Consider the following 19,489-nt stretch of genomic DNA (forward strand, 5'->3'; position numbering starts at 1 on the left):
GGCTGGAAAATACCCTGCCACTTATATTGCCTATTGTACTACGATCGGTCCATAATGGAAAGAAGGAAAACACCAACCGCCGGAGGCAGTCGATGTTTTCCTTCTTTTGCTTTTTCTACTATCCCCACTTTTTTATTGCGGGTGACTCATATGTCCGCCCGGCATGTGCATCGCCCCAGGGTTCCATCCCATGATGGTGGGATCAATCATGCCAAACACCATGGCCACATGGGCCACGACCAAAAAGACGGTCAACAAAATGAAATGGAGTTTCATTTTTTCTTCCTGAGTTTTACCACCGCCAATCACGCCCAGTTCCAGCAGCGCGATGGAAAACAGTGGAATCACTCCGCTCAAATAGGCTCCCACGGCAATCAAATCTGCCGCGCCCCGCCAGGCAAGGGTGGGAACTACCGTAACCGACAGTTGCAGGAAAACACCTAAGAAGTAAATGCCCAGCACAATGCCGATCCACTTGTTCCAGGTCCGCACAGCGCCGGCCTGCAGCCGGTTAAAAACCACGAAAAACTCAGTAGCAACAAGCGCTTCCGCCAACGCTACCGGAATCACCATATATATAATCAGATTCCAGGGCTGGTTCACTGCCAATAATTCCATGTAATGCGTCATGTTCACTTTTCATCTCTCCTTTAACCTGTAGTTACTTACTATAGCAGATCATTGTGAAGATATTGTGAAGAAAAGATGAAAGAATTATGAATGGCGCACGCCTTATTGTCCGGACAGAATAGATCCGATTGAGTTCCGGTTGAGCCGTTTTTTTGTCTTTCCACTGCTCTCCTTGTCAATATGATTATGATCGAAGATATTAAAATTCTCGACAATAAAGCAATAACACAAACAGCCGATGGCTACCAGACCGATGCTGATGATGAATTCCCATATGGAAGGGAAATAGGCACCGTCAGAGTAATGCAGCATGGAGGTAAATACGGTATTCATGCGGTTCAAAATAACGCCTCCCGCGGTCAGTACTCCGTAAGCGGTCAGGCCGGCCTTGGTGTTGCCCCATTTACTGAATACAATACCCAGTGGCACAAGAAGCCCCAGCACCATTTCCAGCAAAAACATATTGCCCTCAAAATTGCCGGCAAACATCAACCCGAACACGCCGCGGGACACCAGGTCATATACCTTCAGCAGCAGGTACAGTGCCATCATGGCGCCGCTGATCCGTGCCAGACCGCTTAGAACCTCGGTTGAAACCTTATGGCCAAAGAAATTGCCTGCCAGCGCCGACTCGATAGTAATCATGGCCGGTCCGACAAAGAAGGACGACATGAGGAAAAATACGGGCAAAAATTCCGTCCACCAAAGCGGATACACCTTAGTCGGCGCGATCAGGAATAACGCTCCCAGCGACGACTGGTGCAGCGTCGGAAAAATGACGCCGATGATCATCAGAACAGGCAGTATCTTTTTAAATAGTCCATGAAGACGGACGCCGATTTTTTCGGTAACAATCTCGCCGAACTCCAGGGTCTGGATGGTGGTATAGATGGAAACACACCAGAACACCTCAAATAATACCGAAGCATGCCCCCAGGAAACAAAAGGCCGCCAGAAATTGAACCACTGACCGATGTCCAGAAACAACCCCAGCATAACCAGGATATAGCCCAGCAGTGACGTCAGTAAGGCGCCTCTGGCGATGGGATGATATTTGTCCCGATGCAGAATATGCACAATCAGCGCGGTGGAATAACCGCCGCCGGCCAGAGCCACGCCGGTCAGTACATCGAAAGCAATCCAGAGGCCCCAGGGCCATTCATCGCTTAAATTAGTCAGCATACCAAAGCCGGTAATAAACCGGACAAGCATCGTCAAAATGCTCAAGCCGGCGATAGCCGCCAGAATCAGGCGAGTCGGTGTAATGGTAAACTTCCAGCCCAGTATCTCAATTTTCATGATGCTCATCCTCCATTGACCGGTTTTGTTGCTTCTCCTTGGCCAGCTCATTGCGCCGCCTGGTATAAAAAGATAATGCCGCCAGCAAAACGCCCCAACCAACGGCAATAAACGGCGTATGCCTCAGGAAGCGTTGCGTATAGGTGGGAAGGGCCGTCATGCCTACAACCTTAAAGCCCAGTTCTTCAAAGGGAATATCCGAAATATACAGCCAGGATGTGCCGCCTACCTCGTCTTTTCCATAGATTTTTTTTACATATTGATCATTATCTTTGATCTGCTGCTCCGCGCGGGCCACCAGTTTATCACGGTCATCCAGCTGCATGACCCCGGTCGGACACACCGACACACAGGCAGGGGCTTCCCCATTTTCCAGACGGGAAGAACACATCTGGCATTTTGTGATTTCCGGCGCCGCCTTGTGCCACTCGTATTTCGGCACATCAAACGGACAGGCGAACATACAGTAGCGGCAGCCTACGCATAGATCGGGATAATAAACGATGGAGCCGTCGGGATTTTTTTGCAGTGCCCGGGAAAAACAAGCCGAAACACAGGCCGGCTCCAGGCAGTGCATACACTGGCGTTTGACAAACCGCCAGACAGGTTCTCCTTTGCTGTTTTGCGTCTCACAGGTGCTGACAATCGTCCAGTTCTTATCGTTTAATTTCGCCGCAGACCCTACGGTCGGCTGCTTGGTATCATATTCCAGCTTATTCCACATCTTACAAGCCACCACACAACTGCCACAGCCGATGCACTTGGTAAGATCGGTTAACACGCCCTTCGACATTTCAGGTACCTCCTGTTTTTAAACCGGCTTACAGGGAATCATCTATCAGCAATTCCCTATCGTTTTGCCGTCAATTGATCGCTGCGGTCAACAAACCGGGTATGCAGCAATGCTTCCGCCTCTTCACTCAACGGCTCTTTCAGCCACTCCTGATATACCTGACGGATTTCCTGGTTCTGATAACTGCTGCGTTTGGCCGGCAAAGCCGAGTCCAGTTTATATAAGTTGGCAATCCTGGCTTTGCGCACTTCATCGGTCGGCGGCAACGAGGTCCGGGGTTGGCCGCCGCCCCCAATACAACCGCCGGGGCAGGCCATAAATTCGATAAACTGCCAGGGAGCCTTCTTCTCCCGTACTGCTGCCAACAATTCTCTAGCATTTTTCAGACCATGACACACGGCTACCCGGACAGTGCCAAGACCGGGAATATCGGCTGTCGCCTCTTTCACTCCCTGCAGGCCGCGCACAGGGCTCCAGGTCAGCAGACTGTCAGGCGGGTCCTGAGCGGTGCTCAAATGATACGCTGTCCGCACAGCCGCCTCCGTTACCCCGCCGGTGGCGCCAAAGATAATGCCGGCACCGCTGGTTTCTCCCAAAATAGAGTCATACTCGGCACTGTCCAGACTATTCATATCAATGCCTCGCTTTTTTAACAGCTGGGCCAGTTCCCGTGTAGTGATAACAATGTCCACATCACGCACCGCCGGCAGCTTGGCTTCGACGCCGGCAGCATTCATTTCCGGCCGCTGGCATTCAAACTTTTTCGCCGTACAGGGCATGACCGCCACCGACACAATATGGTCCGGACTAATCTGTTTCTTAGCTGCGTAATATGTCTTAGCCACCGCCCCAAACATCTGCTGCGGCGATTTACAGCTTGATAGATGAGGCATGAGATCAGGATAATAATATTCAACAAATTTCACCCAGCCGGGACAGCAGGAGGTAAATTGCGGCAGGCTGTGTTCCGGGTGCTTCACCCGTTCTAATAGCTCCGACGCTTCCTCCATAATGGTCAGGTCGGCGCCAAAACAGGTGTCCAGCACAGCATCAAAGCCAAGCGCTTTAAGCGCCGCCACCTGCTTGCCCTGGACAATGCTGCCCGGCGGCAGTCCGAATTCTTCCCCCAAAGATACACGGGTGGCCGGCGCTGTTTGCACCAGCACATGAACCGCAGGATTATCAAGCGCCGTCAGCACTTTCGCCGTATCCTGCCGCTCAGTGATGGCTCCGGTAGGACACCACAAAGTACACTGGCCGCAGTTTACGCACACAATTTCTTTTTTCACCGGAAGCTCATAATAGCCGTATACGCTCATTACATTGCGGCATACCTCCAGACACTGACCGCACAGAATACATTTGGCATCATCCCGTTCAATGGATACATTGTTGCTATCTATCGGAATCCGTCCTTTAACCTGAACAGGCCAGTTGGCAGGAACATTATACTGACTTGGCATCCAGCCTTTGCCTCCGGCCGATTCATTGCTGCAGCCGCTAACCGTTGCACCAACCCCCACGACCCCCGCTGTACCAAGAAGCTTAAAAAATCCTCTTCGTGATACTTTTTTCTGTTTCATGTAAACCTCCACATTGTAATCGACCTTATTTAAATAAAAAGAACCCCCTAAAATAGCTGCTGATTTCTTTAAAAATCAACGCCTACTTTAGGGGGTTCACCGTAACTCTACCCCACTATTTATATTCTGCTTATAGCATAATGCATAATCGGTTTTTTGTCTAGTGAATTTATTCACGATATAGACAATTCAGACATTGTATTATGTATTCTTCTACAATCATCAGATAATTCACCCAAAAGATATTCCAGCCGTACCTCCACACCTTAGGTCTGCACTTTCCCTAATAAACGCTGCCGGCTTATAACTGCGGCCCCACCATTGCGCCTACGCACCTCTTGCCTTCTTACTGCTGCACCGATTGTCCATGCATTATATTTTTTCCAGCGTTTCCACAGTCCGATCATTTATTACATTGCCGGTATTTAAAGTCGCTTTGGGCTCTATCAGCATCACCCAGACTTCCTCCTCAGCAACCGGCATATGCTCAATACCGCGCGGAATGACGATACACTCATCCTCTTGCAAAAGAACAGCTTTATCCCTGAATTTGATTGTCAAGCTGCCTTTCAGCACGTAAAACATTTCATCTTCATTCTGGTGAGTATGCCAGATAAAATCTCCTTTAAATTTTGCAATTTTCACATAAGAGTCATTGACCTCCCCAATAATCCGGGGACTCCAATACTCGTTAAACAGATTTAGCTTTTCTTGAATATTAATTTTTTCCATTTTATACACCTCACAATTTTTAAATAGCGGATTTGTTATCCGATCTCGGCACAGGAGCTTGGGGAGGCTGCAGCAAAAATAAAGCCAAACCCGCCAGAACCGTTCCGATACCGATCCCCTGTTGCAAAGAGATAGTCTCGTTAAAAATAAAATAGGCCAACATGCAGGTTCCTATCACCTCTCCCAAAATAGCCATGGAAATAACCGTTGTAGATACCCACTTTAGCAACCAATTAAAAATCAATTGTCCAAGAATCGTCGCGATCAGTGCCAATCCAATAAAAGCGCCCCACGTTGGTAAGGGATAATCAACGAAAGAAACCTGTTGACTAACAGCATAGCTTGCTAAAAATAACGCACTGCTCACATACCCCAGCAGGGAATAGGGAATAACGGATAAGTTTTTTCGCAGAAATTGGCCGGTAAAGAAATACGCGGTGATCAGACCTGCGGCAAGAAACGCTAGCAAATCGCCAAATAACGCCGTGCCACTGATCTGGAAATCTCCCCAGCCAATGATGAAATATCCGGTTATAGCGATAAGGCACCCAACGATTGCCCCCTGGCTCAAACGCTCCTTAAACAGAAAATAGCCGCCTGCGAGCGAGAAAAGGGGCTGTAATGTGACAATGACAGTTGAACTTGCCACAGATGTATAGCGCAGCGATTCGAACCACAATACATAATGGACAGCTAAAAATAAACCTGACAGCAGCCCCCAGCCCCATTGCTTCAGGGAGAGATATAGCAACGCCTGCCGGTTCTTCTTACTGAATAAAAAAGCTGGCAGGAGCAGCAAGGCCGCAAAAAACAGACGATAAAACGCCGTGATACCGGAAGGGGCATTCGCTAATTTCACAAATATGGCGGAGGTGGATAGCGAAAACACTCCAAAAAATAAAGCGGAATACAAAAAGATTCGTGACTTCATAGAAACAACCTCTCCACTTGTGCTTCATAAAAGACAAGATATGATATAATGTACAAAACTATTATAATATATTTGCCGCAAGAAGACAGCATTTAGCTTGTGTTTCCAGTATGTCAGCACAAAAGGGCCAAAAGATGTACTATTATGGAAAGGAAATCAGACTATGAATCAGTATCGTCTGGGCCAGACGGTTTTAAGCTATCGTAAGAAAAAAGGAATGACTATTCGTGAATTTGCCGATTATTCCGGTATCAGCACGTCACTGGTCAGTCAAATTGAGCGTGGCCAGGCCAATCCGTCCCTTAACGTATTGGAATTAATCGCCCAGGCATTAAATGTGCCGCTCTATACCCTGTTTATTAATGCTATTGATACGAAATCGCTTATTTCAAAGAAACAAGACCGCAAAAAAATCTACCGTGAAAACAATGACCATATTGTTTATGACGTATTAACACCAGATTTTATGAAAGCCCATATCGAACTATTAATGATGGATTTAAATGCCCGCGCCAGTACCACAGAAAGCTATTATTCCCATGCTGCCAAAGAGGAAATTGCCGTTGTCATGAAGGGAACGGCCTATGTCGAATTGGAAGGCGTCGAGTATCTTTTAGATGAAGGCGATGTTGTCCGCATTCCCCCGAATGTAAGACATAGATTTTTAAACAAAGCCGATCAGACAAGTCACATTTTATTCGTACTTACACCTGCGCTTATTTAGCCTGCCATATTGCCTAACAGCTTTGAGATAGGTTACTTCAAACAAAAACTCCCTTCCGATTACAGGAAGGGAGTTTTTATACAGACTGATTCAGTTTAAAGCCCTAGCTGCTGAAATCCGTAGTCAAGCAATTGGGCCGCATCGGCCCAGCGTTCATCATCATTAAGTACGACGGCGATTAATTCGACATTACCCCGTTTGGCGGCAGCCACCAGGCAGTCTCCGGCATCATTGGTAACGCCGGTTTTTACGCCGTTGGCGCCCGGATACTTACCCAATAGCTTATTGGTATTGGTAACATGCAGAGTGGGCTTATTTAGAAAATGCACGTCATAGGCCTGAGTGGAAACAATTTTGGCAAATACCGGATTCTTCAGGCCATAGGCCGCAATCAAGCCCAGATCATAGGCTGTCGTATAGTGATTAATCGGGTCAGGCAGACCATGCGGATTGGTATAATGTGTGCGGGTTGCACCGATTTTCGCCGCCTCGGCATTCATCAGATTCACGAAACCCGCCACCGAGCCGCCTACCGTTTCGGCCACCGCCTCGGCCGCATCGTTACCGGAAACAAGCATCATCCCAAATAAAGCCTCCTGCAGGGTCAGCCTGTCACCGGCAGTCAGGTCCAGACTGGAGCCTTCACATTGGGCAGCGCGCTTGCTGACTGTGACAATACTATCCGGCTTGCCTTGCTCTAACGCGGTGATCAGCGTCGTCATTTTGGTTGTACTGGCCGGATACATAATGGCATGAGCTTGTTTATCGTACAAAACCCGGTTATCATCCGCCACCATCACTACGGCGGCTTCCGCCAATATGTTCGGCGGCTGCACTGCCGCCGCGGCCAGCGCCGTAGAACTTAACAGAAAAAGGCATAATAAGGAAAATAAAAAAATCTTTTTACTCATCGGGTTCCTCCTAAACTTAGTTCCTTGCGTCACCTGCATGAATCATCTTGCCGTCTTTTCCGTCCCACTTTGTTGTCGTCGCTTTGCATATGCCCGATATGCGCGGCTCCTCCGCCTTGGAAACGAAAAATTTTCCGCAAATTTAATTTACACCTTCAAGGTTGACGGCCTACTAATTTTTTAATCATTTTCTTCCCACACAACGTCGTATAACGACGTATCCAGTTCCGCCACAAAAGGCGTAAGCGCACCAAAGTGAAATAGGCACAGTCGATGCAGCGCCCTGGTACAGACAGTATAGAAAAGATTGCGTTCTTCCGGCCGGCCATACTGCGCCTGCTCCGCCTGAACAACCAAAACAGCGTCAAACTCTAGTCCCTTGGCCAAATAAGAAGGGATGACAACGACACCTCGTCGGAACCGGTCCTCCTCCGACAATATAACATGAGCCGGTAGGCGCTCACTTACAGCCCGGTGCACCAACATCGCCTGCCGTGCCGTTTTGCAGATCAGGGCGATAGACTGCCACCCCTCTTGTTGCAAGGTTTCAACGGCCCGCAGCCAGGCGTTGGTGCCGTCTGCTTGCCGCTGCCGGACTACCCGCGGCTTACCGCCAAACCGCAAAACAGCCTCCGTCATTTCGGTCGCCGGCAATAAGGCCTGGCAAAAGGCATGGATCTCGCAAGTCGACCGGTATGCCCGCTTTAACGTGTAAAAATAAGAGCCTGCCTGCTGTAAAATCCGGCTGACCTCAGCAAAATCAGCCGTTGTCAAATACGGATGAACCGCCTGCGCCGGATCGCCCAGGATAGTCCACCGGCTGGCGGGAAATAGCTGCTTAATGATCTTATATTGCAGAGCGGTATAATCCTGAGCCTCGTCCACTACCACATGCCGTATTTCCCTGTTAGCCGGAAAGCCCTCCAGCATACCCAACAGATAAAGATACCCAAAAGAATCTTCATAGGTAACCCGCCCGGCCTGCAACTCTCGCAGCGTCTGCCGGCAAATCTCCTGCCATGTCTGCGGCAGCAGGGCCGCTACCTCACGGTTGTTTAGAAAATCTTCACGCGTAAAGAGCGCCTTATACAAAGACAGCGCATGCAGTTCCGTCAGTTTATGTATGATTTCGTACAGCGGGGCGGCCGCCTCGCCGGCGGCAAGACGGGCCATGGCCTCCACCGTCTTGGCGTTCACTTCATTGCCGTTTTCCGTTATTTCTTTTATTTTTTCCTGCCGCAGTCGCTGTATCGCCGACTGGAGCTTGTTTTTTATCAGCTGCCGGATTTTTTTCAATCTCCGTCCCACCGGTAAATGGGCCAGGTTATGGAAAAAGTGCTTTTTCCACTCTCCCTTGCTAAAAATAACTTCCCCATTAAACCGGATGGGCGGATGTTCCCGAACCAGATTTTCCTGCAGGAAGCTCACATAAGAATCCAATAGTTTTACAAAAGCCGCCGAAGACTTATAGCGGATATTTTCCACCTTCGTTGCCCAGCCGGCCTGCTTGTCGCCCAAAAGCCATTCCAATTGCGCGGAACGATCTTCCAGCGCCAGTTCCTGTCCCACACCGGTATCTTTCACATAATCCTGAAAGGTGGTTTGCAGTACGTTCTCTTCCCCGATTTCCGGCAATACGTCAGCAATATAATCACTGAAAATATGATTAGGCGAAAATATAATCACATTCTTGGACGACAGATGCTCCCGTTCACGGTATAAGAGATAGGCAATGCGATGCAGCGCAATCGATGTTTTCCCGCTGCCGGCCGGGCCCCGGACAAACAGCACCGGATGTCCTTCATCCCGCACAATCTGATTTTGCTCCCGCTGAATGCTTGTCACTATAGTGTGCATCTTGGCGTCGGAGCTTTTGCTGAGCACGTCCTGCAGCATTTCATCTTCGATGGTTATATCGGCGTCAAACATATACTTCATGATACCATTGACAATTTTAAACTGCCGCTTAAGCCTGATCTCGCCCTCAATCCGGCCGGCCGGACATTCATACCAGGCTTTGCCCCGTTCAAAATCATAAAACATACCGGCTACCGGCGACCGCCAGTCATACACCAGCAGTTCCCCGCTGCCGGGATGACTCAGACTGGAAATACCGATATAGATGCGTTCAGCTTCTTCGCTGCCCGACTGGGGTTCCCAAAAATCAATCCGGCCAAAATAAGGGGAATCGGCCATTCGCTGCAACCGGCTGTACTTTTGGTGAACCAGTGCCGTCAGTCTTTTCTGCCGGTCCATTTCCTCAATAAACTGCGCTTCATCGCAGGCGCTGCTGCCCAGGTTGCCCCAGTAATCGGCAAGTGTTCCCTTCAATTGCTGCTGCGAATCGCTGCATTGGCTGCCGCTGGCCGCCAACTGCCCTTTGATATGCTCTATTGTCATGCTCAGTCTTGCGAGCTCATATTCCCGCTCTTTGTTGTCCATAAACACTCACTTTCAGTCCCTATTTTTTAGAAAGCTGCCCCAATACGCTTTTTCATCTCCCATAAAACTATGCCAATCAGGTTCAATCCATGTTAGAAATATAATCAACAAATCGCAAGTCCTGCTTACACCCTGTAACCATACAAACGTCCCTCAACGAAAAAAAGAAGCCCAACTTAACAAAACGGTTGAGCTGGCTGTCAGTCCGACTCAAACAGGTGATTTTACAATCAAGGTTACGGGGTAAACCGTTCCTTTGATATACTATATTAAATTAAACAACTTTTGTAAAAATCCTGTAATCGATAAAATCCTAGTCATGATTATCTTCTTACAAGCAGAGATGAAATATGTACCCTCCACTAACATACCAAACAATCTCAAATGTGAATATAAAAAACAGTTTAAAGCTCTCAATTACAGGTTCATCTTCCTCTATAATACGTGGATATTTATAGATTAAAATTGCCGGCATCAATAAGAAATATTGCTGCTGTCCGGCCCGTCCAGGCTTGCCTCCAAAGATAACTTCACTCCTCGAGTGCATAGAAAGCCGCAGCATTCTGGATACTAAGGGGAGAGCTATAGGAGAGAAATAAATTATGGATTTTCGCCTGAAAGCATTCCTGACAACGCTTATTGTTTCTTTGGTTATGTTTGCCTGGCTGATTTATGTTTCTCTAACCAATGAGCAAATGAAGCCCATACCGGTTGCGGCACAGCAGGGCAAACTGGTTTTTCAGCGCAAGGCCTGTATCGAATGTCACACGGTATTGGGCAATGGCGGTTATTATGGCGGCGATCTTACCAAAGTATATGAAAAGCTTGGCAGCGATGCACTGAAGGAATTTCTAACCCACCCGCCACTCATTAGCGGAGCCAAACAAAAACGGCATGAACGTCTGAACGAAGCGGAAACCAATGCTATGATCGCTTACTTAGAATTCCTTGATTCCATTAATACCACAAATTGGCCGCCGCATCCGCTTTATGAAGCCAAGCCACAAGCCAGGTAATTCAGCAAAGGAGCCAGCCGACTTGTTCCGATCTCAGCATCTAAGTTATAAATATGCCTTAATTGCGTATCTGCTTTTTGGCCTGCAAGGACTGATCGCTACCGGCGGTGCGATACAATTACTCTTTCCCGACGTGAATTCTCCCATCTCCTTTGCCGCCGGCCGGGCCTTTCACTTAAACATCAGTATCTATTGGCCGCTGCTCGGCATGATGGGAGCCATTTATTTTTTCTTTAGCCAGGAGGCAGAACGGGAATTTTATAGTCTTAAGCTGATTACCGTTAATTTCTGGCTGTTGACAACAACCATAGGCTTGACTTTAGGCTGGCTGCTATTAGGCTTTACGGAAGGCCGGGAATATCTCGAGACCAACTGGCTCTTTAAATTAGCGACCTTCGCTTCCACGCTGCTCCTGAGCTTTAATTTGCTCCGTACCTATCAGGCTTCCACTATGCCCAAGAGCCGGGCCACACTGATCAGTATCGTAGCCGGCAGTATTACTCTGGTTATTTTTTACCTGCCTAATATTATGTCTTATTCCCATCCGACTACCGATGAAGTTGCCAAGTTCTTGGTGGTTCACTTATGGGAAGAAATGTCGTTGGAACTGCTTGGTACCGGCATTCTGGCAGCATTGGTGATTCGTATGATCGGCGTGGAGCGGCGGGCAGTGGAAACGGCTATTTATTTAGATCTTATCTTTGCCGCTTTAGCCGGAATACTGGCAACAGGACATCATTATTATTGGATTGGTGTGCCGGCTTTTTGGCTTTGGATCGGCGGCATTTTTAGTGCGATGCAGGTTCTGCCATCCATTATCTTGTTATATACAACCCTAAAATCAACTAACCTTAAGACTTTTTCCTGTCGCTCCGACCGTGATAAAATCGTGGCTGCCCTAATCGGCTGCAGCATATTTTATCATATTTTCGGAGCTGCCTTTTTAGGCTTTCTTATGGCGTATCCGCCGCTCAACCGGTTTATCCACGGAACGTATATTACCTCAGCCCATTCACACTTTGCCTTATTCGGCGTATTCGGGTTCCTGGTGTTAGCCTTGTGTTTTTATATGCTGTTTACCGAAATAAGCCTTGCAAAAAAACTATATCCCTGGTGCTGGGTTGCCCTTCTCTCACTAAATGCCGGCCTACTGACCATGGGAACAGGACTTTTACTTGCCGGCGGCTTACAAGTCTACTGTTGGTGGGTAATGGGCTTGAGCATTGACGAGACCAATGAATTGATCAGGCCCTATTTGCTTATCCGGGCAGCGGGCGGCGCTGTCTATTCCGCCGGCAGTCTGTTGCTGACATTTGTTGTTGTCAAAAGCCTATGGCCTAAAATCAAGATGTTGTTTCAAAGCGAAGGGCATCTGTCGAACATTGCCTGTGATGATTTAAACCAGCTCGACGGATTACTCGATGATTTAGTTCAAAAGGGAAAAGAAGCGGAGCAGGTACTGCAAAAAATTCAAAACCTTAGTCCAACCATCTTAACCCGCTCCAAGGAGAATAAGTAAATTGGCTGCCCCTACGACTTACTATACAGACGGGAGGCTGGGTTAACATGAGCGGACAGCATGAGTTGTCTATGAAAATAGCCGTCTTTTCCGACACCCACGGCACCGGTCCCTCCTTTACTCTGGATTGGGCGCTGCCCTACTTAACGACAGCCGATGCCGTCCTGCATGCCGGCGATTTTACCACACCGGCCACACTCGCATTTTTCCGGAAGTTTCCCGGCTTTCACGGCGTTACGGGCAATGGCGATCAACCGGAAGTGGCCGCCGTTCTTCCCGGACAACAGATCCTGGAGCTAGCCGCTTACCGTGTCGGCTTGTTTCACGGACACGGTCCGGGCAAAAGCACACCCGAAAGGGCGTATGCCGCTTTTGCCGATCAGCCTGTAGACATCATCGTCTTTGGCCACAGCCACCAGCCCGCCATATTTACTAAGAATAAAATCCTCCTGCTCAATCCCGGCTCTCCCACCAACAAACGTAAAGAAAGATGGTTTTCCTTTATCCTGTTGGAGCTCTCCCCGTCCCGGGTCGCAGCCACCTTAGTGTTTAACACAGGAAAAACCACCGGCTCTGTCGAAGAATATTAAATTAATAATCTGCAGGAAGGAGCCAGGTAACATGCCTACGCTGCCCGACGCCCCCACTAAGCCGGTGCCTCCTACTGTTCCCGCTCCGGCGCCGCTAAATCCCCAAACTTCTTCACCGCCGGCAGCACAGCCACCGGCTGGTACAACAACTACCACCGGCAAGGAACAGGGCCACTCCGCCGCTGGCAGTGAAAAACCGGCAGGTTCGGATAAAACAAGTCAGAAAACGGCAGTTCCCGATAATAACAGCACCACCCCAGCCACTCCGGCCCCAGCCGAAACCGCTGCCGCCGCTTCACTGGCTCCCGGTGACGGCAGCGAAACAACAACCGCTACCGCCGCAGTACCCGCCAAAGCCAAGGCGGCCGACGGCCTGTTCCCCTCAGCCGTCTCTTCCTGGCTGCTGGCCGCCGTCCTGCTCGTCGGTCTGACGGGTTGGGGACTATCCTTCCTTAAGAAGAAAAAACCGCCTCAGCCGGCCCGCACCGTAATCGACTACTCAGGGCGCAGCAAAATTATCGCCAATGATTCGGGGGTAGATGTAACCATCGCTCCCCCGTCAACTGATAAACCTCAAGTGAAAAGCAACTTTGAAGTCCGTATCTAATACCACACAAAGAGCAGGTGCCGTCCAGTCAATGGCCCTGCTTTTCTTATGTCTGCCAGCACGAATAAGCACCACAAGATCGGTGAATGCTAAGAAACGATAAAAATGACTCTCTGCTATGAGGTGTATGCTTTGCAGACGTTTAATAAAACTGAATTTATTATTATGGCCTTGGGCAATATTATCGGCTCAGGTATTTTCCTGGCCAGCAGTCTGGTTATCACCGTAGCCGGCGCCTGGGCGCCGCTGGCCTATCTGCTGGGCGGCCTGATCATGATGATGGAAGTGGCTTTTCTGATCGAAATGTCAATTATCGATCCCGCACCAGGTGCCTTCAAGGTGCACGCTCAGGAGATATTCGGTAACTGGTGGGGGTTCGTCGTGGGCTGGATGTTTTGGACCAGCGGCATTTTAGGCATGGCCAGCGAAGTGACGGCCTGTGCCATATTCGCCCGGCTCTGGTCGCCGGCTACACCACTGTGGATGTTCAGCCTGCTGTTTTCCATCCTGATCACCTTAATTAACTTAAATGACCTGAAAGGTCTGAGCAAATTCGAACTGTCCCTGGCGTCGATCAAAATTATCGCCCTTAGTCTGTTCGTACTGGTCGGCTTTGCCGCGGTCAGCGGCCTGGCGATTGGCAAGATTTCCCCGGATTTCACCTTATATACGGAGGCGCTAACCGCTCCCCGCGAGGGAATTCTCGGTCTGCTGGCATCCATGTTGCTTATTCTCTTTGCCTACACTGGCACAGGTATCATTGGCATAGCGGCCACCGAAACCGAACAGGCCGAGAAGGTGGTACCGCCGGCCACCAGGATTGTCACTCTGTTTATTGTGGCATTATATACTCTGGTCGCTTTTTTAATCACCGTTCTCCTGCCGCGCAGCAGCCTCCAGCCTGACACCAGTCCTTTTGTTTCCTTATTTGAACTGGCCAACATCCCCTATTCCGGCGATGTGGTCAATATCATCCTGCTCACGGCCACGCTTTCCGCTCTAAACTCCCAGGTATATTCCTCATCCCGCATGCTGTTTTCCCTGGCCAAAAACAACCAGGCTCCCGCCTTTGCCGCCTACCAAAGCCGTCGTGGCGTACCGGTCGCCGCCGTAGCCTTAAGCGGCTTCTTTCTCCTGGGAGCCACTTTACTGTCCTATCTGCTGCCGGAAAGGGTTTTCATTTATACGGTAAGCGCCAGTGGTTTTTTGGCACTCATCAACTGGATGAGCGTTTCTGCCACCCATTATTTCTACCGTAAAAAAATTCTGGCCACCGCACCGGAAAAAATAAAATACCAGGCTCCTTTCTTCCCTTACCTGCCCTGGTTATGCTTTGTTACCATTTTCATCGCTATCTGCTCAGCCGTACTATATCCTGATCAGATGCCCGGCCTCTACAGTGGCGGAATCATCCTGCTCATCATCGGCGTCGTCTATTTCTTCCTGCCCAAGTCCAGCCCGTAAAAAAAAAGACCTGTCGAATAGCAACACAGTGCTGCATAAACCCGGATCATCGACAACAGGACTAACTACTAACGCTCAGCACAACCGCTTTAACTAGAAATAGGTTACAAAACAATTGACAAATTTTATAATAAACACTATGATCTAATTAATAATAATTATTATTTAACAAAGAGGTGATTGTATGGCTGCAAAAGTTGGCGAAAAGGCTCCCGCTTTTTCTATGGCAACTACTAAAAATCTTGAGGCACTGGATCATGTTGCCACACTGGAGGATTACCAGGGAAAATGGCTTGTATTGTTTTTTTACCCTCTTGATTTTACCTTTGTCTGCCCGACTGAAATCAGAGGGTTCAATTCTAAAATCAATGAAATCCGTGAGCTGGGCGCCGATGTACTGGGTGTGAGCATTGACAGTGTCCACTCACACAGGGCCTGGATTAAAACGTCCCGCGAGCAGGGCGGACTCGGCGGCCTGAACTATCCGCTGGCTTCCGATATCACCAAACAGGTGTCAAGAGATTACGGCATTCTGATCGAAGAAGAAGGCATTGCCTTGCGCGGCCTGTTTATTATTGATCCTGACGGTATTTTGCGTTATCAGGTTGTTTGTGACCTGAACGTCGGACGCAGCGTGGATGAAACCATCCGGGTGCTGCATGCACTACAGTCAGGCGGCCTTTGCCCGATTGACTGGCATCCGGGCGATAACACGCTGTAACCCGGTACATAAGAAGCTAAAAACAGGCCCGAGTCCAATAAGACCCGGGCCTGTTTTGTTTTTACGCGACTACCATATCTTCCTCCAGCCAGAGGAAGCCAGCCTCACAGCACACCGCCGCAATGGCTGGCAAGCTGCCGCCTACGGCATAACCTGCCGGCAGGGACGGTCATTCGTCATTGCTGCGCAAAACTTCACAGCATTCCCCGGTCCAAGACTGACTAACGATATTCCGCCAGAAAATTCCGCACCTGCTCCAGCGAAGGCAGCCCTGCCCTGCCGCCCAGTGTACGGGCATTAATCGCCGCCACGGCACTGGCAAACTCAGCCGCCTCCTTTAGAGACATTTCGCTCAACAGTCCGAACAAAAAGGCACCGTGATAGCTGTCACCACAACCGGTAGTATCGGTCACCTCGACCATAAACGCCGGCTGATGAAACAGCTGACCGCCCCGGCGGGCAATCCAACTGCCATGAACGCCATCGGTAACCCCCACAATATCAGGGCCTTCATTGAGCAGCTTGACCACAGCGTCCACCGGTTCCGCCTCTCCGGTATAATGAAAGGCGAAATCCCTGGCGACAATACAGATATCGCTCTGTTGTACCAATTCACGCATGCCGGGATGATAGCGGTTGGCGCCGCCGTCAAACGAAACAAGCACACCGGATGCTTTGGCCGCTGCAATGGCTGTCCGGCAGGCCGCCAAATAACGGCCGTTAACATGAAGGATTTTGGCCGCCTTGATTAGCGCCGTATAGTCCTCTTCGGCACCGACCTCCGGTGCCGAGCCGGGATGAAACAAAATAGCCCGGTTGCCGGTTGCCTGGTGGACCAGGATATTGGCAACCGTCGAAGACTGCTCGGGAAACCGGGTGATGAAATCGCTATTAACCCGGTTCTTGGTAAAATCCTCAAGAATAAGCGAACCGACCCAATCATTCCCTACATGATCGATCATCGCCGTTGACGCCCCCAGCTTGGCTAACGTTACCAGGGCCGTCGCCACCGGACCGCCGCCGTCCAACAGCATGTCGCCTGCTTTCTGCACTTCCCGGGTCTCGGGAAAACGTTCCACCACAGTAAACATATCCAGTGTTGACGCACCTAATCCTACAACATCTATCTTTTGTATTTCCATATCTTTAGTCACCTATTCTCTCAGCATAATCACCTTGTCGGCCCGGCTGCGGCTCTTCCTAATCAGTTCCGCATTCGGTCTGTCGGTGGATTCTATTTTCCGCACCGCTTCAGCCACTGTCCGTCCCGAACGGGAATGACGCCTGATCAAGCGGCCGCGGGTAACGTTCGACGGCGTATCAATGAACCAGGTCTCGTGCAACAATGCCGCCAGTTCGCTCCAAGGTTTACTATCAAGCAGCAAATAATTTCCCTCAATAACAATGATTTTATGCCCGGGCACCACACGAATTCCGTCAGGTACAGGATTATGCAGCCGGCGATCGTAAGCGGGGCAGCCGATGACCGTCTCCGGTTCCCCGGCCAGCCGCTTTACCAACGCCACAAACCCTTCCCCATCAAAGGTTTCCGGTATTCCCTTCAATGGCAGCAGATTCTTTCTTCGCAATATATCATTATGATAGTGAAAGCCGTCCATCGGAACAACAACCGCCACATCCTGACCTACCTGCCGGTTAATTACTTTTGTCAGGTTAGCGGCCAGCGTACTTTTGCCGGCGGCAGGTATACCGGTAATCCCCAGCAAAAAACGCTCGCTTCCCCGCTTCCGGTAGGCGTCAATCACCTGAGCGGCCAATTCCGCCACAACAGCCTTATGTATTTCCATAGTTACCCCTTCCCTTTACCTGACGGTTACATCAACCATTACCGTATATCTCATTCCCGCTGTCCCCGTCAAACTCCTTCTTTGAGGAACCGGCTGCGCCGGTTCGGCAAAACAAAAACGGCTAAGTATCCTATCCGCCGCCGCTGGCAGTACAGACAGGATCTTAGCCGTTTTTATCAAGAGCTACCGTTTGAAATGCATAATATAAAACTCCCTTGCAAGCTGCAAGGGAGCTGTTCTCTTAGTAACGAGAATTGTTTTGGCTGAAGCAGTCTCTGCAATAAACCGGACGGTCATTGCTCGGACGGAAAGGAACCTGAGTTTCTACACCGCAAGATGCGCAAACTGCGTCATGCATTTCGCGTTGTTGACGGCCGCCAAAGCCGCCACGGTTGTTTTGTTGCTTACGGGCTGCACGGCAGCTCGGGCAACGACCCGGTTCGTTGGTGAATCCTTTTTCCGCATAGAAATCTTGTTCCGAAGCGGTAAATACGAAGTCAGAGCCACAGTCGCGGCAGGATAAAGTTTTGTCTTGAGCCATTATGTAATAGCCTCCTCAATATATTGTACCCTAATAGTTTTATGATTACTCATTGGGCATTCTCTAAGGAGAAGGACTAATGGCAGTTTCACTGAACCTATTATATGGGCTGTATTTAGTATACTTTACCTTACCACAAAAGTAAAGCAAATTTTATACACTTTTTTATTATGCTTAGAAATAACCTCCAACAAGCCGGCTGTGTAGAATCGCAACAGATATCATATACTACAACAGATAGGCATCAACCACTTTCGCCACATAATCATCCATTCCCGATTCAGTCAGTACAGCCAGTCCCAGTCCGTTTTGATTGCGGGGAAAACGGGCTACATAGCCCTGTGTGCCATCCCGGTCCAAACTGCGTTCCCTGAAAACAGCAATTTCCGTTTCCGCCACAGCTTCATATTCGGCCAGCATGGTACGCACCCTGTCTGCCACCTCGCCAGCCGGACATTCCATACGCTTGAGCCTGCCAAGTATATCGTCAATCGGCTCCACGCTCCCACCTCCCGACAAGTTATTTCTTTATTATATCCGCCAGTGAAGCTTTCATACCGAAGGGCTTATGTCACCTGCATTTATCCCGACGCTCCGCCTGATTGATCTGCCAGAAAGAAGGTGTCCTATGAACAAACAACTACCTGCCGCGTACAGCATTCAGGCTCGCGCCTTTGCCATAGCCCGTACGCCGTTTACCCACAATTTCTGGGTACTGACCGGACCGGAGGGCCAGATTCTTGACCAGATTCACGGTCTGGCCCATGACCCCGTAACTCAGCGAACCAAAGCGGTCGGCAACTCCACCTGCCTGCTGCAGGTGCTGCATGATCCTGCCATAACCTGGTCCCAGCAACCGGGTCAGGCCAAAGTTCCCTGTCACACTGGTGATCAGGTCATGATTACCCGGCTCTGGCAAGCGGCACTGCATGCCATTCCGGCCATCAACGACCTAAAGCTGCGTTACCCGGACTGGTGGCAGCACTTTTACAAACCAAACTGCAATTCGGTCTTTAACACGCTCGGCCAAATCATGAACATTCCTTCGCCCCCCAGTCTCCTGCCCACCTGGGCGCCGGGCATTCATTTGGTCATTTCTCAGGAAATTATTGATCAGTTCCGGTATCAGCTGCAATGATTGCCGGTCCCATAAAATATAAAAAAAGTGCCACGGCAAA

Annotated in this window: 20 protein-coding genes; 8 read left to right on the forward strand and 12 right to left on the reverse strand. The window is 49.6% G+C overall.

What is annotated here, in order from left to right; translation table 11 throughout:
• Nucleotides 1-132: 132 nt before the first annotated feature.
• The 6 genes from BMW43_RS04210 to BMW43_RS04235 all read right to left on the reverse strand — a co-directional run bounded on the left by BMW43_RS04210 (nucleotide 133) and on the right by BMW43_RS04235 (nucleotide 5,968).
• Nucleotides 133-630, reverse strand: a complete 498-nt coding sequence (locus tag BMW43_RS04210; protein WP_245732225.1) for a DUF6803 family protein — start codon at nucleotides 628-630, stop codon at nucleotides 133-135.
• A gap of 102 nt (nucleotides 631-732) precedes the next feature.
• On the reverse strand, nucleotides 733-1,929 hold the full coding sequence (gene nrfD, locus BMW43_RS04215) for an NrfD/PsrC family molybdoenzyme membrane anchor subunit (protein WP_091744157.1): 1,197 nt from the start codon (nucleotides 1,927-1,929) through the stop codon (nucleotides 733-735).
• The gene (locus BMW43_RS04220) at nucleotides 1,919-2,722 is read right to left on the reverse strand and encodes a 4Fe-4S dicluster domain-containing protein (protein WP_091744158.1); all 804 of its coding nucleotides are present in this window, start codon (nucleotides 2,720-2,722) and stop codon (nucleotides 1,919-1,921) included. Before BMW43_RS04220 ends, nrfD begins: the two co-directional genes overlap by 11 nt.
• A gap of 56 nt (nucleotides 2,723-2,778) precedes the next feature.
• Nucleotides 2,779-4,305 (reverse strand): [FeFe] hydrogenase, group A, encoded by a 1,527-nt coding sequence (locus BMW43_RS04225; protein WP_091744159.1) that lies wholly within the window; start codon nucleotides 4,303-4,305, stop codon nucleotides 2,779-2,781.
• Nucleotides 4,306-4,677: 372 nt separating this feature from the next.
• Entirely contained in the window at nucleotides 4,678-5,037 is a 360-nt protein-coding gene (locus BMW43_RS04230; RefSeq protein ID WP_091744160.1) for a cupin domain-containing protein, read from the reverse strand.
• Between the two features lie 19 nt (nucleotides 5,038-5,056).
• Nucleotides 5,057-5,968: a DMT family transporter gene (locus BMW43_RS04235; RefSeq protein WP_091744161.1), complete on the reverse strand. Its 912-nt coding sequence runs from the start codon at nucleotides 5,966-5,968 to the stop codon at nucleotides 5,057-5,059.
• 163 nt (nucleotides 5,969-6,131) lie between these two features.
• Between BMW43_RS04235 and BMW43_RS04240 the strand changes: the two genes are divergently transcribed.
• Nucleotides 6,132-6,692 carry a helix-turn-helix domain-containing protein gene (locus BMW43_RS04240; protein WP_091744162.1) on the forward strand — a complete coding sequence of 187 codons (561 nt, stop codon included), beginning with the start codon at nucleotides 6,132-6,134 and terminating at the stop codon, nucleotides 6,690-6,692.
• 95 nt (nucleotides 6,693-6,787) lie between these two features.
• Here BMW43_RS04240 and BMW43_RS04245 read toward each other — a convergent pair whose 3' ends face one another.
• Both BMW43_RS04245 and BMW43_RS04250 read right to left on the reverse strand, forming a co-directional pair.
• A complete protein-coding gene (locus BMW43_RS04245) occupies nucleotides 6,788-7,603 on the reverse strand; it encodes a D-alanyl-D-alanine carboxypeptidase family protein (RefSeq protein ID WP_091744163.1) in 816 nt (271 codons plus the stop codon).
• A gap of 180 nt (nucleotides 7,604-7,783) precedes the next feature.
• Nucleotides 7,784-10,045, reverse strand: a complete 2,262-nt coding sequence (locus tag BMW43_RS04250; protein ID WP_091744164.1) for a HelD family protein — start codon at nucleotides 10,043-10,045, stop codon at nucleotides 7,784-7,786.
• Nucleotides 10,046-10,647: 602 nt separating this feature from the next.
• On the opposite strand from BMW43_RS04250, the gene BMW43_RS04255 reads away from it, so the two are divergent.
• The 6 genes from BMW43_RS04255 to BMW43_RS04280 all read left to right on the forward strand — a co-directional run bounded on the left by BMW43_RS04255 (nucleotide 10,648) and on the right by BMW43_RS04280 (nucleotide 15,962).
• Nucleotides 10,648-11,061, forward strand: a complete 414-nt coding sequence (locus BMW43_RS04255; protein ID WP_091744165.1) for a c-type cytochrome — start codon at nucleotides 10,648-10,650, stop codon at nucleotides 11,059-11,061.
• 22 nt (nucleotides 11,062-11,083) lie between these two features.
• A complete protein-coding gene (locus tag BMW43_RS04260; RefSeq protein WP_091744166.1) occupies nucleotides 11,084-12,580 on the forward strand; it encodes a cbb3-type cytochrome c oxidase subunit I in 1,497 nt (498 codons plus the stop codon).
• A 47-nt stretch (nucleotides 12,581-12,627) separates the two neighbouring features.
• Nucleotides 12,628-13,170, forward strand: coding sequence for a metallophosphoesterase family protein (locus BMW43_RS04265; RefSeq protein WP_245732216.1), 543 nt, complete (start codon nucleotides 12,628-12,630; stop codon nucleotides 13,168-13,170).
• A 31-nt stretch (nucleotides 13,171-13,201) separates the two neighbouring features.
• Nucleotides 13,202-13,777: a hypothetical protein gene (locus tag BMW43_RS04270; RefSeq protein ID WP_091744167.1), complete on the forward strand. Its 576-nt coding sequence runs from the start codon at nucleotides 13,202-13,204 to the stop codon at nucleotides 13,775-13,777.
• A 132-nt stretch (nucleotides 13,778-13,909) separates the two neighbouring features.
• Entirely contained in the window at nucleotides 13,910-15,241 is a 1,332-nt protein-coding gene (locus BMW43_RS04275; protein ID WP_091744168.1) for an amino acid permease, read from the forward strand.
• Nucleotides 15,242-15,425: 184 nt separating this feature from the next.
• Nucleotides 15,426-15,962, forward strand: a complete 537-nt coding sequence (locus BMW43_RS04280) for a peroxiredoxin (RefSeq protein ID WP_091744169.1) — start codon at nucleotides 15,426-15,428, stop codon at nucleotides 15,960-15,962.
• Nucleotides 15,963-16,183: 221 nt separating this feature from the next.
• On the opposite strand, the gene BMW43_RS04285 is transcribed toward BMW43_RS04280, so the two are convergent.
• From BMW43_RS04285 to BMW43_RS04300, 4 genes are all read right to left on the reverse strand, one after another.
• On the reverse strand, nucleotides 16,184-17,104 hold the full coding sequence (locus tag BMW43_RS04285; RefSeq protein WP_091744170.1) for a carbohydrate kinase family protein: 921 nt from the start codon (nucleotides 17,102-17,104) through the stop codon (nucleotides 16,184-16,186).
• A gap of 12 nt (nucleotides 17,105-17,116) precedes the next feature.
• On the reverse strand, nucleotides 17,117-17,770 hold the full coding sequence (locus BMW43_RS04290) for a nucleoside/nucleotide kinase family protein (RefSeq protein WP_091744171.1): 654 nt from the start codon (nucleotides 17,768-17,770) through the stop codon (nucleotides 17,117-17,119).
• Nucleotides 17,771-18,011: 241 nt separating this feature from the next.
• Nucleotides 18,012-18,311, reverse strand: coding sequence for a zinc-ribbon domain containing protein (locus BMW43_RS04295; RefSeq protein WP_091744172.1), 300 nt, complete (start codon nucleotides 18,309-18,311; stop codon nucleotides 18,012-18,014).
• Nucleotides 18,312-18,539: 228 nt separating this feature from the next.
• A complete protein-coding gene (locus BMW43_RS04300; protein ID WP_091744173.1) occupies nucleotides 18,540-18,812 on the reverse strand; it encodes a hypothetical protein in 273 nt (90 codons plus the stop codon).
• A 127-nt stretch (nucleotides 18,813-18,939) separates the two neighbouring features.
• On the opposite strand from BMW43_RS04300, the gene BMW43_RS04305 reads away from it, so the two are divergent.
• Entirely contained in the window at nucleotides 18,940-19,449 is a 510-nt protein-coding gene (locus tag BMW43_RS04305) for a hypothetical protein (RefSeq protein ID WP_091744174.1), read from the forward strand.
• The last annotated feature ends 40 nt before the right edge of the window (nucleotides 19,450-19,489 follow it).

Origin of the sequence: Propionispora vibrioides, assembly GCF_900110485.1 — a bacterium.
In the GTDB taxonomy this organism is placed as follows: domain Bacteria; phylum Bacillota; class Negativicutes; order Propionisporales; family Propionisporaceae; genus Propionispora; species Propionispora vibrioides.

Bases quoted from the DNA above. Each gene is read 5' to 3' on its own strand.
- BMW43_RS04210 (WP_245732225.1), bottom strand. From the start codon at position 630: ATGACGCATTACATGGAATTATTGGCAGTGAACCAGCCCTGGAATCTG.
- nrfD (WP_091744157.1), bottom strand. From the start codon at position 1,929: ATGAAAATTGAGATACTGGGCTGGAAGTTTACCATTACACCGACTCGC.
- BMW43_RS04220 (WP_091744158.1), bottom strand. From the start codon at position 2,722: ATGTCGAAGGGCGTGTTAACCGATCTTACCAAGTGCATCGGCTGTGGC.
- BMW43_RS04225 (WP_091744159.1), bottom strand. From the start codon at position 4,305: ATGAAACAGAAAAAAGTATCACGAAGAGGATTTTTTAAGCTTCTTGGT.
- BMW43_RS04230 (WP_091744160.1), bottom strand. From the start codon at position 5,037: ATGGAAAAAATTAATATTCAAGAAAAGCTAAATCTGTTTAACGAGTAT.
- BMW43_RS04235 (WP_091744161.1), bottom strand. From the start codon at position 5,968: ATGAAGTCACGAATCTTTTTGTATTCCGCTTTATTTTTTGGAGTGTTT.
- BMW43_RS04240 (WP_091744162.1), top strand. From the start codon at position 6,132: ATGAATCAGTATCGTCTGGGCCAGACGGTTTTAAGCTATCGTAAGAAA.
- BMW43_RS04245 (WP_091744163.1), bottom strand. From the start codon at position 7,603: ATGAGTAAAAAGATTTTTTTATTTTCCTTATTATGCCTTTTTCTGTTA.
- BMW43_RS04250 (WP_091744164.1), bottom strand. From the start codon at position 10,045: ATGGACAACAAAGAGCGGGAATATGAGCTCGCAAGACTGAGCATGACA.
- BMW43_RS04255 (WP_091744165.1), top strand. From the start codon at position 10,648: ATGGATTTTCGCCTGAAAGCATTCCTGACAACGCTTATTGTTTCTTTG.
- BMW43_RS04265 (WP_245732216.1), top strand. From the start codon at position 12,628: ATGAGCGGACAGCATGAGTTGTCTATGAAAATAGCCGTCTTTTCCGAC.
- BMW43_RS04270 (WP_091744167.1), top strand. From the start codon at position 13,202: ATGCCTACGCTGCCCGACGCCCCCACTAAGCCGGTGCCTCCTACTGTT.
- BMW43_RS04280 (WP_091744169.1), top strand. From the start codon at position 15,426: ATGGCTGCAAAAGTTGGCGAAAAGGCTCCCGCTTTTTCTATGGCAACT.
- BMW43_RS04285 (WP_091744170.1), bottom strand. From the start codon at position 17,104: ATGGAAATACAAAAGATAGATGTTGTAGGATTAGGTGCGTCAACACTG.
- BMW43_RS04290 (WP_091744171.1), bottom strand. From the start codon at position 17,770: ATGGAAATACATAAGGCTGTTGTGGCGGAATTGGCCGCTCAGGTGATT.
- BMW43_RS04295 (WP_091744172.1), bottom strand. From the start codon at position 18,311: ATGGCTCAAGACAAAACTTTATCCTGCCGCGACTGTGGCTCTGACTTC.
- BMW43_RS04305 (WP_091744174.1), top strand. From the start codon at position 18,940: ATGAACAAACAACTACCTGCCGCGTACAGCATTCAGGCTCGCGCCTTT.